14 protein-coding genes are annotated in these 14,542 nt (G+C 69.1%); 4 read left to right on the plus strand and 10 right to left on the minus strand.

Annotated elements, in window-relative coordinates; genetic code table 11:
• Window positions 1-57 precede the first annotated feature (57 nt).
• Window positions 58-6,036 carry an alkaline phosphatase D family protein gene (locus AC07V5_RS03625; RefSeq protein ID WP_495114214.1) on the plus strand — a complete coding sequence of 1,993 codons (5,979 nt, stop codon included), beginning with the start codon at window positions 58-60 and terminating at the stop codon, window positions 6,034-6,036.
• Between the two features lie 33 nt (window positions 6,037-6,069).
• Here the strand turns inward: AC07V5_RS03625 and AC07V5_RS03630 are convergent, their stop codons facing one another.
• Together AC07V5_RS03630 and AC07V5_RS03635 are read right to left on the minus strand one after the other, a co-directional pair.
• Window positions 6,070-6,732: a hypothetical protein gene (locus tag AC07V5_RS03630; RefSeq protein ID WP_495114215.1), complete on the minus strand. Its 663-nt coding sequence runs from the start codon at window positions 6,730-6,732 to the stop codon at window positions 6,070-6,072.
• Window positions 6,729-7,763 carry an NADP-dependent oxidoreductase gene (locus AC07V5_RS03635; protein WP_495114216.1) on the minus strand — a complete coding sequence of 345 codons (1,035 nt, stop codon included), beginning with the start codon at window positions 7,761-7,763 and terminating at the stop codon, window positions 6,729-6,731. The genes AC07V5_RS03630 and AC07V5_RS03635 overlap by 4 nt, the downstream gene beginning before the upstream one ends.
• 80 nt (window positions 7,764-7,843) lie before the next feature.
• Between AC07V5_RS03635 and AC07V5_RS03640 the strand changes: the two genes are divergently transcribed.
• From AC07V5_RS03640 to AC07V5_RS03650, 3 genes are all read left to right on the plus strand, one after another.
• Window positions 7,844-8,722: a LysR family transcriptional regulator gene (locus AC07V5_RS03640; RefSeq protein WP_495114217.1), complete on the plus strand. Its 879-nt coding sequence runs from the start codon at window positions 7,844-7,846 to the stop codon at window positions 8,720-8,722.
• Between the two features lie 81 nt (window positions 8,723-8,803).
• Window positions 8,804-9,361: a DUF2242 domain-containing protein gene (locus AC07V5_RS03645; protein WP_495114218.1), complete on the plus strand. Its 558-nt coding sequence runs from the start codon at window positions 8,804-8,806 to the stop codon at window positions 9,359-9,361.
• A 116-nt stretch (window positions 9,362-9,477) separates the two neighbouring features.
• A complete protein-coding gene (locus tag AC07V5_RS03650) occupies window positions 9,478-9,675 on the plus strand; it encodes a PEP-CTERM sorting domain-containing protein (RefSeq protein ID WP_495114219.1) in 198 nt (65 codons plus the stop codon).
• 12 nt (window positions 9,676-9,687) lie between these two features.
• Here AC07V5_RS03650 and AC07V5_RS03655 read toward each other — a convergent pair whose 3' ends face one another.
• The 8 genes from AC07V5_RS03655 to AC07V5_RS03690 form a co-directional block, all read right to left on the minus strand.
• Window positions 9,688-10,947 (minus strand): RNA polymerase sigma factor, encoded by a 1,260-nt coding sequence (locus tag AC07V5_RS03655; protein ID WP_495114220.1) that lies wholly within the window; start codon window positions 10,945-10,947, stop codon window positions 9,688-9,690.
• A 204-nt stretch (window positions 10,948-11,151) separates the two neighbouring features.
• Entirely contained in the window at window positions 11,152-11,637 is a 486-nt protein-coding gene (locus AC07V5_RS03660; RefSeq protein WP_495114221.1) for a VOC family protein, read from the minus strand.
• Between the two features lie 13 nt (window positions 11,638-11,650).
• Window positions 11,651-12,055: a VOC family protein gene (locus tag AC07V5_RS03665; protein WP_495114222.1), complete on the minus strand. Its 405-nt coding sequence runs from the start codon at window positions 12,053-12,055 to the stop codon at window positions 11,651-11,653.
• A 5-nt stretch (window positions 12,056-12,060) separates the two neighbouring features.
• On the minus strand, window positions 12,061-12,462 hold the full coding sequence (locus AC07V5_RS03670; protein ID WP_495114223.1) for a VOC family protein: 402 nt from the start codon (window positions 12,460-12,462) through the stop codon (window positions 12,061-12,063).
• 11 nt (window positions 12,463-12,473) lie between these two features.
• Window positions 12,474-12,917, minus strand: coding sequence for an SRPBCC family protein (locus tag AC07V5_RS03675; RefSeq protein WP_495114224.1), 444 nt, complete (start codon window positions 12,915-12,917; stop codon window positions 12,474-12,476).
• Entirely contained in the window at window positions 12,914-13,453 is a 540-nt protein-coding gene (locus tag AC07V5_RS03680) for an SRPBCC family protein (RefSeq protein ID WP_495114225.1), read from the minus strand. The genes AC07V5_RS03675 and AC07V5_RS03680 overlap by 4 nt, the downstream gene beginning before the upstream one ends.
• A 10-nt stretch (window positions 13,454-13,463) precedes the next feature.
• Window positions 13,464-13,868 carry a YciI family protein gene (locus AC07V5_RS03685; RefSeq protein ID WP_495114226.1) on the minus strand — a complete coding sequence of 135 codons (405 nt, stop codon included), beginning with the start codon at window positions 13,866-13,868 and terminating at the stop codon, window positions 13,464-13,466.
• Window positions 13,869-14,125: 257 nt separating this feature from the next.
• Window positions 14,126-14,473, minus strand: a complete 348-nt coding sequence (locus tag AC07V5_RS03690) for a YciI family protein (protein ID WP_495114227.1) — start codon at window positions 14,471-14,473, stop codon at window positions 14,126-14,128.
• Window positions 14,474-14,542: the final 69 nt, after the last annotated feature.

Below are 14,542 nucleotides of genomic sequence, written 5' to 3' on the forward strand. Positions count from 1 at the left end.
GGGCCGCAGCACGAGGCCCGCACATAAGCCGCCGCAGGCGGCAAGGGAGTGAGTCAGATGACGAACAACGCCCAACCGACACCGGAACCCGCGGTACCTCCCGAACGCCCACGCCTGGCGCGCGAGTTCGGCGAGCTGCTGGTCGCTTCCCAGAAGCCGGGCTTTGTCCACGACGTGGTCATCGTCGGCAGCGGCTACGGCGGCAGCGTCGCCGCTGAGACCCTGGCGCGGTCGGTGAAACAGGACGGCACGCGCGTGTCGGTCTGCGTGCTGGAGCGCGGCAAGGAATACCTGCCGGGCGAGTTCCCCAAGCGCTTCGAGGACCTGCCGGGCCACATGCGCCGCACCAACGAGGCGACGGGCCTGGTCACCGGCGACCCGCAGGGGCTGTTCGACGTGCGCATGGGCCCGGACGTCGCAACACTGCTCGCCAACGGCGTGGGCGGCGGCTCGCTGATCAACGCGGGCGTGCTGCTGGAGCCCGACCTGAGCGACTTCGATCCGGCGTCCGATACCCACGCGCTCGTCAGTGCATTGAAGCGCGGCGGGTGGTACGCCAAGGCGCTCAGGGCGCTGGGGGGGCTTGCGAAGGGCGGCGCGGGGGGCAAGAACACCATCGCCCTGCATCGCAACGCCGCCTACGTCAGGAAGACGGCGGCGCTCGGCACCCTGGGCGCCAACATGGACCGGCCCAGCATCAGCGTGGCCATGGCCAACGGGCCGAACAGCGCGGATGTGCAGCTCAGCGAGTGCGAACTGTGCGGCGACTGCATGACCGGGTGCAACGTCGGCGCCAAGGACTCGCTGGACGCGAACCTGCTGGACCTCGCGGTGCGTGCCGGCGCCAAGGTCTATACCGGGGCCAGCGTGTTGTCGCTAGAGCGCGGTCGCCATGGCGACCTCTGGACGCTGCACGTGTGCCACACCGACCCCAGCCTGCAAAAGCGCGAGACCGGGCCTGCCGAGATCAAGGCACGGCACGTGATCCTGGCGGCCGGCACGCTGGGCAGCACCGAGATTCTGCTGCGCTCGCGCACCGACAAGCTGGTGTTCTCGCCGCGGCTGGGGCAGGGCTTCTCCTGCAACGGCGACAACCTTGCGGCCGTCTATGACCTGGGCAGCGCCACCAACGGCTGCGCGGACGAGGACATGCCGCTGGGCAAGCGCTTCGTCGGCCCGACGATCACCGGCAGCGTGACGATGCGCACCACGGCCGACACGCCGGGAACGCCGCCCAAGCGCAGCTTCCAGCTGCAGGAGTTCTCCATCCCGGGTCCGATGAAGCGGATATTCGAGGAGCTCGTCACCACCGCGAAGGCGCTCAACGAACTGCCGTTGTGCGACTCGACACGGCACGGCGATGAGGAGCCCGACGCGCTGGACCCGTTGGCGGTGGACGACGCGGCGATGGCCCGCACGCTGCTGGTGGGCATGATCGGCCACGATGAGGCCGACGGCGTGCTGTACCTGCCGCACCCGCTGCCACCGCTGACGGAACCGGCGCAGCAGGGCACGGTCGGTATCCGCTGGCAGGCCGCCCGCAAGGGCGCGTGGCTCGAAGGCGCGCACCAGCGCGTCGACGAGGCCGTTGCGAGCCTGAAGAAGGAGGGAGCGACCACGCCCATGCTGGTGGCCAACCCGATGTGGCGGCTGCTGCCCGAGAAGCTGGAGTCGCTGGTTTCCCAACCGCGCGGGCCGGTGCTGACGGTGCATCCGCTGGGCGGCTGCCGCATCGGCCCGCGCGGCATGGCCCGCGGCAATGCCGGTGTCGTCGACGGCAGCGGCCGGGTGCGCAATTTCTCGCCTTCGTCCACGGGCCTGTTCGACACGCTGGTGGTGCTCGATGGCTCGATCATTCCGGGCTCGCTGGGCGTGAATCCGTCGTTGACGATCACCGCGACCGCGATGCGCGCGATGGACCGGCTGCGCAAGGTCTGGCGCTATCAGGCCGTGGAACAGCCACCCAGCACGGTCATCTGGGCCCGCCGTCGCGCCCCTGAAGCGGAGGTGCCCAAGCCCGCCAACCTGCCGGAGCCGCCCGCCGGGCGCGGCACCACCGAGATCCAGATCGTCGAACGCCTGCGCGGCCCGGTGCCGCTGAACTTCGGCGGCAGGACGCACAAGTGCATCGTCGAGCTGACGCTGGCCTACCGCCCGCTGCCCATCGGCCGGCTGATGGGCAAGCTGCGGCGCCGGATGACCGTCGATGCGCACAACGAGGCCAGCCGCATCCGCATCTTCGACGAGCACGAGTGGAACGAGAACCACCTCAAGCTGGAGAGCGACGAGGTGCGCCGCCACTGGGTGCTCTTCGAGGGACGCCTCGGCGGCTCGCTGGCCGTGCTGGGGCGCGAGCCCTCACGGCCCTGGGTGCGCATCCTGAACTCGGTGACGGCCTGGATCGTGAACCGGGGGGCGCGCGACTCCTGGCAGCGCTTTACCGACCCCGCACAAACCCAGCAGACCACCACGTTGCACGACATCGCGGATTACATCCTCTCGCTGTTGCGCATGGGCACGCGCGCGGGCGAGGTGCGCCGGCTGGACTACGACCTGGCGATTGCCGAAGTGCTGACGAGGAAGGGGGACCGCACGGCGGTGGACACCAGCGGCCTGCGGATCAGCGCCGGCGACGTGATCCGCGGTGGCAAGCGCCTGACCTACGGGCTGCGTGCCAACCCCTGGCGCCAGCTGACGCTGCTCCCCATCGACGAGATGCCCGCGATGGCCGACGTGCCACCGCCCGTGCTGGAGCTGGACGGCCGCTTCCTGGCTGGCCAGGGATTCCCGCTGCTGCGCATCACCCGCCAGCGGAACTCCGCCGTCGCGCTGGCCGATCTGGCCTCGTTCGGGCTGTACATGACGCGCGTGCTCGCCAGCATCCACCTGTGGACGTTCCGCAAGCCGGACACCCAGCCCCGGCGCAAGCCGGATCGCCTGCCAGGCCCGATCGCTGGCCTCGTCGAGCCGGAGATCACCGAACTGGTGGTGGACCGCTATCCCGACACCGACAAGCCCGTCACGATACGGCTCACGCGCTACCGGCAGCCCATCAAGCCGAAGCCGGGGCGCACGGCGGAGAACATCGCGGAGCTGGGCCGGCCGCTGGTCATGATCCACGGCTACAGCGCCAGCGGCAATACGTTCACGCACGCCAGCCTGCCCACCAGCGCGGCCGCGTACTTCTGCGAACTCGGGCGTGACGTCTGGGTGGTGGACCTGCGCACCAGCTCCGGGATGCCGAGCAGCACCTATCCCTGGGCCATGGAGCAGGTGGGCCTGATCGACATCCCGGCCGCGCTGCTGCACATCCGCAGCGTGACCAACCAGCAGGTCGACGTGCTGGCCCATTGCATCGGCTGCGTGATGCTGAGCATGGCGCTGCTGACGGACGCCAGCGAGGTGCGCAGCAGCAAGATCGAACTCGGCCCTGATACCTGGCTCACCCGCCATCACCTGGGGCAGCTGAAGGCGTTCAACAACCAGGTCCCCGGCCAGGAGCACCCGGTCATCCGCAAGCTGATCCTGAGCCAGAAGGGCCCGGTGCTGCGCTACACCGACGACAACATCTTCCGCGCCTTCGTGCTGCAGTCGGCGCGGCGCTGGCTGATGCAGGACGACTACCAGTTCCAGCCCAGCGACGACCCCGGCGTCACCGAGGAACTGCTGGACCGGCTGCTTGCAAGCATTCCCTATCCGGATGCCGACTACGACGTCGAGAACCCGTTCTGCCCGCTCGCCCGCACGCCGTGGACGGCCACGCGCCATCGCATGGATGCGCTGTACGGCCGCGCCTTCGATGCGAGCAACATGAGCCCGAAGACGCTGGATGCCATCAACGACATCTTCGGCCCGATCAACCTGGAGACGGTGTCGCAGACCATCCACTTCGCGCGTGTCGACGCCATCACCAACCAGGCCGGCCGCGGCGAGTTCGTGACGCGCGACCGCCTGCGCGACCGCTGGGGCAGCATCGACACTTACGCCATACACGGCAAGAACAACGGCCTCGTGGATGTGCTGACGCAGACGCTGCTGAGCGAGCACCTCAGCGGGGCCGGCGTGCCGTTTTCGGAGCCTCCCGCGGACTCGCCGGTGTACGCCCACCTGGGCCACCAGGACGTGCTGATGGGCACCAGCTCGCGCGCCGTCTTCGACGATCTGCAGGTCTTCCTCGAGAGCGAGCCGGTCAAGGTGAAAAAGGGTGAGGAGGAGTGGCCCGCTGTAGTCTCGCTGCCCTGGTCGGGGCCGCGCCTGGCGTTGCCGCATCGCAGGCATGGCCCCGTCCGCATCGGCTGCCTCTCGGACCCGACGCAAGGCGAGGGCCGGCTGTACCTGGTGCCGGTGCGGCGCTTGACAGGCCCCAAGGGCGAGCGCCAGTACAAGATCGTCGACGACGTCGCCTGCCTGGGCTCATCCTGGCGCCGCGGCAGCAGCGCGCGCTGGATGTTTGCCAAGCCCAATGTAGGCGGGATGGCCGTTCACAAGGCGCCGGACAAGGTGCTGGGTTGGCTGGCACTGGTGATCTACCCGCCCGGAGAGACGACGGCTCGGCTGACGGCCCTGGACAAGGCGCCTGCACCGGGTCCGGTGGGCGACACGGGCGACGATTCGGACGCCGGCCCGGTGCTTCGCTCGAAGGCGGGGGCCCCGGAGAGGCGGAAGGTGGTTCCCGAGATCGGCAAGCAGTTCGGGGACAAGTCGCGGGATGACTTCCTCTCCACGCTGGACACCACGGGCTTCACCGAGCACGCACGCACCGTGCTGGAGTGCGTCGGGGACTGGCTGGAGCGCCAGCGCAGCGCGGACGTCGAACTTGCGTTCGTCGAGCTGTCGAACGTGGAGTCGGCGGAAGCGACCGCCAAGGCCGACACACCCGAGGCCGGCTTCGCATTCGCGTTCGGCAGCTGCCAGTACGTAACCGGTTTGGTGGACGCCAAGGTGGGCCAAGCCAGCCTGGACCGGCTGGCCCAGGTGATCGACACCCCGGACGGGCGATGCGACCTGGCGCTCTTCATCGGCGACCAGATCTACGCGGACGCCACCGCCGGCCTCATCGACCCGACCCGCCGCGACGAGCGCTACGACCAGCCCAACGACAAGGCGATGCGCGCCTCGGGCATGCGCGCGGTGCTGCGCCGCATACCGGCGCGCATGCTGCTGGACGATCACGAGGTGAACGACAACTGGGAACCACTGCCGCGCAAGGTGGCGCGGCTGCGGCGCGATGCCGACTGCAGCAACCGCGAGATGCTCGATCGGGGCACGCGCGCCTGGGCGAAGTTCCAGCGCATGCAGCCGCTCAAGAGGCGCAAGTTGCCGTTCAAGAAGTGCCAGGTCCCTCGCTACGGCGCGGGAGACCTCGAATTCATGGCCGGTGGCCTGCCGTTCCGGTTCACCGACACGCGCACCGGCCGGTCGGCGCGCGGATCGACCACCCGGCGGCAGGACAGGACGATCCTGAACAAGTACCAGTGGCAGAGCCTCCAGCGATGGCTGCTGGCCCAGGGCGACAAGGTCAAGTTCATCGTGACGCCCTCCATCCTGCTGCCGCGCCGGCGCACGACGGCGGCCGGCCCGGGCGGCAGCGCCCACAGCGATTCCTGGGACGCCTTCCCGGTGTCCATGGACGAGCTGTTCGCGTTCATCGTCGACCACCAGATCACGAACACGGTGTTCCTGTCCGGTGACGAGCACCATTCCATGATCGCGGAAGCCATCCTGGTGTCGCGCACGGCCCCGGCAAAGCCCCCCGTCAAGATCGTGTCCGTGCACAGCTCGGGGCTCTACGCGCCGTATCCGTTCGCGAACGGCCGTCCTGACGACATGCAGGCGCAGGAAGTGTTCTCGCTGCATTCGGTGGACGTGGCTGTCTGCACGCATTTCGCGCCCGCGGGCGACGGCTTCGCGCGCGTGCGGGTCGAGCAGGGCGTGAACACGGCCGTGCTCGCCGTCGAATGGATCAAGACCGGCGGCCAGGTCTTTTCACAGCGAACCGCGTTGCGCTCTGTCGAGGAGGACGCTGCAGAACTGTGACGTGCGCGTTGCCATGCAACGGCATCACGCCGCTCAGCGCAGGTCGTCGGTCTCGAAGTAGATCGACGTCAGTCCCCTGGCCTTGAAGGCGCGCTGGACAGCAGCGTTAGGCCTCTTGACGCCCTGCAGCGCGACATCGACCTCGCCGCGGACTTGCGGTGCATCCAGGCGCACGATGTGATCGAAATCAGGCCGGCGGTCGATGGTCTTGAAGGCGAACCATTCGCTACCCTTGCCGATCAATCGGTAGCGCCCGTTCGGGGCCTCGCGCTCGGCGGCGCTGAGGCGACGGAACAGCAGCACCTCGTCGACGACGACGCGCTGCTCGGCGGCCTGCGGCTTGCCACCGCGCTCGAAATGGCCCTCGAAGAAGCGCGCCTTGAACTCGCGCAGCGGCTTGGCATGGCCCGGCGTGAAGCGCAGCAGGTCGAAGGCTTCGGGGTCAAAGGTCCACAGCCTGGGTTTGCGCGCCAGCGTCTCGCGCAGCGCTTTGTCGGCGGCCAAATCGGCCAGGTGAAAGCGCAGCAGCACCTGGCTGTCGTGCGGCGTGTGGAACATGGGCAGGTGCGAGGCATACAGGCCCTCGCGGCCGCCGAACACGGCCATGCCGTGGCCGCCGAATGCGGATTCAGCGGTCTCTTCAGCACGGGCCAGCAGCGGCAAGGCTGCCAGGGTCAACAGTGCGCGGCGCTTCATGCTTGAGCCTCCACGATGAGTTTGCCGCGGTGGTCGCTGGTGAACAGGCTCTGCAGCGTTGCCGGCAACTTCTCGAAGCCCTTGACGACGGTCTCCTCGAAGACGATCTCGCCCCGCTGCACCATGGGCCCGACGACGCGCAGCATCTCGTCCATGCGGTGCAGATAGTCGCGGGCCAGCATGCCCTGGATGGTGGCGCGCTGGTAGAGCATGTGGTGCAGGAATCGCGGGCCTAGCTCGGGCGCGTCCAGGCCACCCGAGTACTGGCTGATGGCGCCGCAAATGACGATGCGGGCGCGGCGGTTGATCAGCGGAATGACGGCGTCGGTGATCCAGCCGCCGACATTGTCGAAATAGACGTCCACGCCGCCGGTCAACCTCTTGATCTCGTTCGCGAGCGACTCCGTATCGGCGTGAGCCTTGTAGTCCACCGCCCAGGTCAAGCCGAGCTTGTCGCGCAGCCATTCGCACTTGGCCGCGCCGCCGGCGATACCCAGCACGCGGCAGCCGTTCCTCAACGCGAACTGCGCCACCAGCGAGCCCACGGCCCCGGCAGCGCCAGAGACGACGACGACTTCGCCCGCCTTGGGCCGGCCCGATTCCATCAGCCCGAACCAGGCCGTGCGGCCCGGCATGCCGAGCACGCCGATGGCGGTGGACGGCGGCGCCAGCGCCGGGTTGAGCTTGCGCAGCACCGAGTGGTGCACGCGGGCATGCGTCTGCCAGCCCAGCATGCCTTCGACCCAGTCACCCACCGCAAGGCCCGGCACGGCCGAGGCCAGCACGCGGGCGACGACGCCGGCCGTCTGCACGGTGTCCAGTGCATGCGGCAGCTCGTTGTAGGTGGGCTTGAGCGACTGGTTGATGCGCATATACGGGTCCACCGACCACCAGCGCGCCTCCACCAGCACCTCGCCGGCCGACGGCGCGGTGGCCAGCGGCGTGGTGACGAGTTCGTAGTGCTCGGGGCCGATCAGGCCCTCGGGGTGGCGGCGGTAAAGCCACTGGCGGTTGTCGATGAAGGCGTCCATGGCCCCGATTCTTCTCCCGCGGCTTGTGCCTGTGAAGCAAAACAAAGTCGACAATCGATGCCCAATAAGACACGAACACCATGGATATTGCCGACCTGCGCAGCTTCCTCGTCATCGCCCGCCACGCCAATCTGCGCGCTGCCGCCGACGAGTTGCACCAGACGCCATCGGCCCTGTCCAAGGCCCTCAAGCGCCTGGAAACCTCGCTGGCCACGCCCGTCTTCGACCGCATCGGCAAGGCCATCCGCCTCAACGCGGCAGGCGAACGGCTGCGCGAACGGGCCCTGGCCCTGGTGGCGCTGGCCGACCAGACCGAGGCCGAATTCCGCGGCGTGAGCCTGCGCTCACATTGCCGCTTGCTGGCACCCGCTGTACTGCAGTGGGGCTTTGGCAGCAGCTTGGCTGCCCAGCTGTCGGCCCGGCAACCCCAGGCCAGCCTGGCCTTCGTCACGCTGTTCGAAGACGCGGCCCTGGCCGCCCTGGCCCGCGGCGAGGGCGATCTGGCCCTGGTCACCGGTGTGGCCCTGGGCGCCGCGCTGCCGGCCGGTCTGGAAGCGAAACCCCTCGGCGAGATCCGCATGCAGCTCGCCGCCGGCCGCGGCCATCCGCTGGCCGACCGCGCCGCGGTGCCGACCACCGATGTGCTGCACCACGACTTCGCCTGCCCGCAGCGCTCGATGTTCTGCGGGCTGGAGCGCGGCAGCCGCGCCGACGGCTGGCGCGACGACCGCCTGCCGCGGCGCATCCGCTTCTGGCTGGACGACCTGCAACTGCTGATCAGCCTGGTGCGCAGCGGCCAGGCCCTGGCCTATCTGCCCGATTTCGCCCTCGCTGAAGCACCCGACCTGGTGCGCCTGACGGTGCCCGACTGCCCCTACGAATGCGTCGAGCAGGTCCATCTGGTGTGGCGCCCGGCGACGGCCAGCAGCTGGCTGGCGGGCCTGATGGCAGCACTCTGAAATCCCTGTCATCGCGCGCCACTGCGGCTGCGTTGCCGAGCGTCCCGCCCCCGCGGCCCTCGACAACGGAATAATCCCCCCATGCCTCGCATCCCCTCCCTTGTCCTGCCCGCATTGCTGGCCGCGCTGCTGGCCGGCTGCGGCGGCCTGCCGTCCAGGTCGACGAAAGCCGAGAAGTCGGTCTACCAGGGCGAGAGCTTTGCCGCCGAAGAGACCTTCTCGCGCCTGTTCGACGCCAATGTCGACGCCACCTGCGAGGCCGCCCGCCGCGCGCTGCTGAGCCAGGGCTATGTCATCAGCAAGGCCGAGAGCGGCGTCGTGCGTGGCAGCAAACACTTCCAGCCCGGGGGCGAGGCGCATGTGGAGATCGCCTTCAATGTCGTCTGCGTTGGCGACGGCCCCAAGCTGCAGATCGCCACCGCCTACGTCAGCGCCCAGCAGGACCGCTACGCGCTGAAGAAAAGCAACCAGGCCGCCAGCCTTGGCGTCAGCGCGTTGGGCTCGATCTCGGTGCCGCTGTCGTCCAGCGACGACTCCCTCGTCAAGGTCGCGTCCGAGACCATCCCCGCCGGCGAGTTCTACGACCGCTTCTTCACGCTGATGCAGCGCATGCTGCGCGAGAACACCACCGATCGCTGACGACCCACCCCCGATCCGCGGGGCGTGTCACTGGTTTCAGACACCAGGCGGGTTGAAAGCCGGCGTTGCGCCGCCCAAGCTCTTTGCACCGGAGGGATTCCGGACAAGGAGACATCATGAGAACACTGTCCACCCTGACGGCCCGCGTGGCTGTGGCCGCACTGGCCCTCGCCCCCATGCTGGCCAGCGCCCAGGTGAATTGCGGCCAGCCCGGCAGCACCGCACCCTGCCCGACGCCCGAACCTGGCACCTGGCCGCTGGTGGCCCTGGCCCTGGGCGTGCTGGTGGCGGTGAAGTTCATCCGCCGCAAGTAGCGCCGCGCCACCTCAGTTCGCCAACCGCGCGGCGCGCTCCTGCAGCAGGCCGCGCTGCACCTCGTTGTCGGTCAGCTCGGCCGCGTGCAGATAGGCCGCGCGCGCCTCGGCAGGCCGGCCCAGGCGTTCCAGCACGTCGGCCTGGGCGCCGGCCAGCCAGGGGTAGCGCCGCAGCTGTGGCTCGGCCGCCAGCGCCTGCAGCAGCGGCCAGGCCGCGGCGGGGCCCTGGGCGAAGCTGATGGCCACCGCGCGGTTCAGCGCGATGACGGGCGAGGGGTTGAGCGCAAACAACCGGTCATAGCCGGCCACGATGGCGCGCCAGTCGGTGTCCTCGGCCCGGGCGGCCCGGGCGTGGCATGCAGCGATTGAACCTTGCAGCGTGTAGGGGCCGGGCTCGCCCAGGCCCAGGGCGCGGTCCAGGGCGGCGAGGCCACGGCGGATCAGCAGCGTGTCCCAGCGGCGGCGGTCCTGGTCGGGCAGCAGCACGGGGCGGCCCTGGGCGTCCAGGCGCGCGGGCAGGCGTGACGCCTGGATCTCCAGCAGCGCAGCCAGGCCGTGCACCTCGGAGTCCAGCGGCAGCAGATGCTGCAGCTGGCGCGCCAGGCGCAGGGCCTCGTCGCACAGGGCCGGGCGCAAGAGGCTCGCGCCGCTGCCGGCGCTGTGGCCCTCGTTGAAGATCAGGTAGACAACGGCCAGCACGGCGCCCAGCCGCTGCTCGCGCTCCTCCGCGCCGGGCAGCTCGAAGGCCTGGCCGTTGAGCGCCTTCTTGGCCCGCACGATGCGCTGGGCCACGGTCGCCTCGGGCTGCAGGAAGGCACGCGCGATCTCGGCCGTCTCCAAACCGCCCAGCAGGCGCAGCGTCAGCGCCACCTGGGCGTCGCGCGGCAGCACCGGGTGGCAGGCGATGAAGATGAGACGCAGCAACTCGTCGCCGATCTCGGCCTGGTCGCGGGCGGCGTCGAGGTGGTCGACGAAATCGGGCACGACGTGGGCGCCGGCGGCCTCGTCGTCGGCCGCCAGGTGCTCGTGCTCGCGCGCCAGCATCGCGCGGCGGCGCAGCAGGTCCAGGGCCTTGTTGCGGGTGGCAGTCATCAGCCAGGCGGCGGGGTTGGCGGGCTGGCCGTCGCGCGGCCAGTGCTCCATGGCGGCGATGAGGGCGTCCTGGGCACAGTCCTCGGCTTCGTCCAGGTCACGCAGCAGCTTGGCCGCCGCGCCGACGAGCCGGCTGCGCTCGATGCGCCAGACGCCGGCAGCGATGTCTGCATGGTTCACGGCGCGGGAGAGTGAGGTTTCATATCGGTGCCTATGCCGTTATGGCGACGACGGGCTGTTCTTCGCGGGCCGAGCGCCGGGCCGCTCCCAAGCCGGCCCGCCTTGGGCGATGTGCTTGCCGGTCGAGCCGGCAAGCATCGCCGTCCCCTCGGGGGACCGGCCAGGCACGCCCGCGTTCAGCGTGGCGCGACTGGACGAGGGGCCTCATCCATACGCGCGCTTGAGCGCGGCGATGTCGATCTTCTCCATTTGCCAGACGGCCTGGAAGACACGCTGCACGCGGGCCGGGTCGGGGTCGTAGATCATGTCGAACCAGACCTTCGGAATGAGCTGCCAGGACAGGCCCCAGGCGTCCTTCACCCAGCCGCAGGCCTGGGGCCCGCCGCCGCCCGCGGGCAGCTGCTCCCAGAGGTGGTCGATCTCGGCCTGGTCTTCGCAGGCAACGGTCAGTGAGAAGGCCTCGTTGAGCTTGAAGTGGGAACCGCCGTTGAATGCGGTCATGCCCACGCCCATCAGCTCGTAGTGCACGACCATGACGGTGCCGGCCTCGCCGGGCGCGTTCTCGCCCCAGCGCTGGGTGTGAATGATGCGGCCCTTGTCGGCGCCGAACACCTTGAAGTAGTGGGCGACCGCGTCTTCGGCGCCGCGCTCGTACCAGACGAAGGGAGAAAGCTTGTGCTGGAAGTTCATGATGGTCTCCTGATCAAGCCTGCGGCGGCATGCCGGTCATGTGGACGAGCTCCCAGTGGTGGCCGTCCAGGTCCTCGAAGCCATGGCCGTACATGAAGCCATGGTCCTGCGCTTCGCTCGGAATGTTGCCGCCGGCGACCTTGGCCTTGGCGACGAGGGCGTCGACCTCCTCGCGGCTTTCGCAGCTCAGGCACACCCAGCCGGTGGTGTTGGTCTTGGCGTCGGGAAACGTCTTGGGCGTAAAGGTGCGCGCGAAGTCCTCGGCCAGCAGCATGGCGTAGAGGTTCTCGCCCAGCTCCATGCCGGCGCCCTTGTCGTTGGTGAACTGCGGGTTGAAGGTGTAGCCCACGGCCTCGAAGAAGGCCTTGCTGGCGGCCAGGTCCTTGACGGGCAGGTTGACGTAGATCTGCTTGTGCATGGTGGTCACTCAGGCTTGATGAGGGGTTGGACGAGATGGATGAGGTTGCCGCAGCCGTCTTCGAACATGACGGCCTTGATGGGCCCCATGTTCACCGGCTCGCCGCGCACGACGACGCCGCGGTCGCGCAAGCGCTGCGCCTCGGCATCGACATCGCTCGTCACGAAAGCGGTGGCGGGGATGTTGGCCTCGAACAAGGCTTGTTGATAGACCTTGGCCGGCGCAAAGCCCATGGGCTCCAGCGCCAGCTCGACACCGGCAACGCCTTCGGGCGACACCACTGTCAGCCAGCGGTAGGTGGGGCCCATCGGGATGTCGGCCATCTTCGTGAAGCCGAGCTTGCCCGTGTAGAAGGCCAGGGCCTTGTCCTGGTCGTCGACCATGACGCTGGAAATCTTGATCTGCATGGCGCGGCCTTTCAGTGGATGGATTCGGCCAGGGCCTTCAGGCGCTGCAGCGCCTTGGGCCAGCTGTCGTTCAGGAACTCGGTGAAGCCGTCGTCCCAGCTCTGCAGGTGCACGACGAGGTGGGTGCCGCCCCCGGGCGTGGCGCCGAACACATAGCGCTCGTGGGCAGGCTCCTGGGTGAGGCGGCTGTCGGCCACGGGCCGGCCGTCCTTGATCTCGCCCACCAGCCGAAGCGACAGGCGCTCGTGCGGCATGCATTCGTCGACGATGGCTTCCATGCCGAAGCCCTGGGGGTCGAGGAAGCGGATGCGCCGGCCCGTCGCCCAGACGCCTTCGTAGTAGGAGCCTTCGGCGAAGGCGCTGGTCCAGTCGCGGTAAGCGGTTGCGTCGAACATGCAGTCCCACACCCGCGCCACCGGGGCGGCGACGTCGATGTTGAAGCTCAGGTCTTTCATGGGTGAGCCTCCGCGAGCTGGCGCAGGTTCTGCAGGCCATCCTCGAAGTCGCTGCCCACCATCTTGTCCATGTTGATGAACACGCCCATCAGCTTGGACACGAAGTTGGCGGGGCCGTGCATCGTCCAGCGCACCTCGGTGGCGCCGTCGGCCGTGGGTTGCAGTGCGAACTCGGCGGCGTTGTGGGCCTCGAAGGGTTTCACGAAGTCCAGCTTCATCTGCACGGCCTGGCCGGGCTGCTGGCCGGTGATCTCCAGGCTGCCGACGCCGACCTTGTCGCTCTCCCACGCGTAGCGGGAGCCGACACCGCCAGCCGGGCCGGCGTACTGGCCCTTGATCAGCGGGTCTTTGCGTTCATAGGGGTTCCAGCGGTTGAAGGCACGCAGCTCGCTGATCAGGGGCCAGACCTTGTCTGCGGGTGCTGCGATGCGCGCACGGCGCTCGACACGGAACTCGTCGGGCCGGGTGGAGGCATAGGCCAGCAGCGCGAGGAGGGCCACGCCCAGACAGATGAGGATGATGGACAGGTTGCTCATGTCGCGCTCCTCACTCGAGACGGAAGGCCATGTCGCCGCCGGGCGCAAAGTCGGCGTCTTCGTACAGCTGCCGCACCTCGATCTCGCAGTCCTCGCTCAGGAAGGGCCGCGGGAAGCGGCTGACCCAGGCCCGCGCTTCTTCCACCGAGCGCACCTGGATCAGCGTGTAGCCGGCGATCAGCTCCTTGGTCTCGGCAAACGGGCCGTCGATCTGCTCGATGCGGCCATCGGCGTGATAGCGCTGGCGCCAGCCGTCGCGGCTGGGGCGCAGCCCGGCGCCGTCCAGCAGCACGCCGGCACGGGCCATCTCCTCGTGGAAGGCGCCCATCTCCTCGAACAGCTTGGCGTACTCGGGGCCGGGCGGGTCGCCGCGCTCGCTGGTGGCCCGGGCGCGGACTTGGATCATGAATCGCATGGCAGATCTCCTGGGTTGGGTGAGGCGGCGATCTTTTGCTGCCTTCATCCCCACGACGATCCATGTGACGGCGTTTCGACACGACCCGGGTATCTACCGATATTTCGAAACGTGGGGGTCCGCGGGCCGAGCGCCGGGCCGCCCCAAGCCGGCCCCTATGGCGATGTGCTTGCGGCTCGATGCCGCAAGCGTCGCCGTCCCCTCGGGGGACCGACCAGCTGCGCCCGCGTCCAGCGCGGCGCAACTGGGCGAGGGGCTCACGTGTAGCAGGGTCCGACCCCGCGGATCTCCACGGTGGCCCACTCGGCGGCCGGGCAGCGCTCGGCCCAGGCCATGGCGACGGCTTCGTCGTCGGTATCGAGCAGGAAATAGCCGCCCACCATTTCCTTGGCCTCGGCAAACGGCCCGTCCCAGACCTGCGCACCCCCGTCGCGCTTGGTCAGGCGCTTGGCCGCTGTGCCGAGCGAATTGACGCCGAGCAGCAGACCTGCGTCTTGCAGCTCGCCGGCGAAGTCGAGCATGCGCTGGTAGACGGTCTCGCCGTCCGTGCGGCCGCGTTCGGCGCGTTGGCCGATGGGTTCGACGATGAGCAGCAGTTGGGGCATGGTCAGGGCCTGCGGTCGGTTGGCGACAAGCCGGCATTCTGGCGCCAGCGCCGCCCCGGATTTGGCAGT

It is taken from the genome of Roseateles sp. GW821-FHT02E12 (assembly GCF_059421665.1).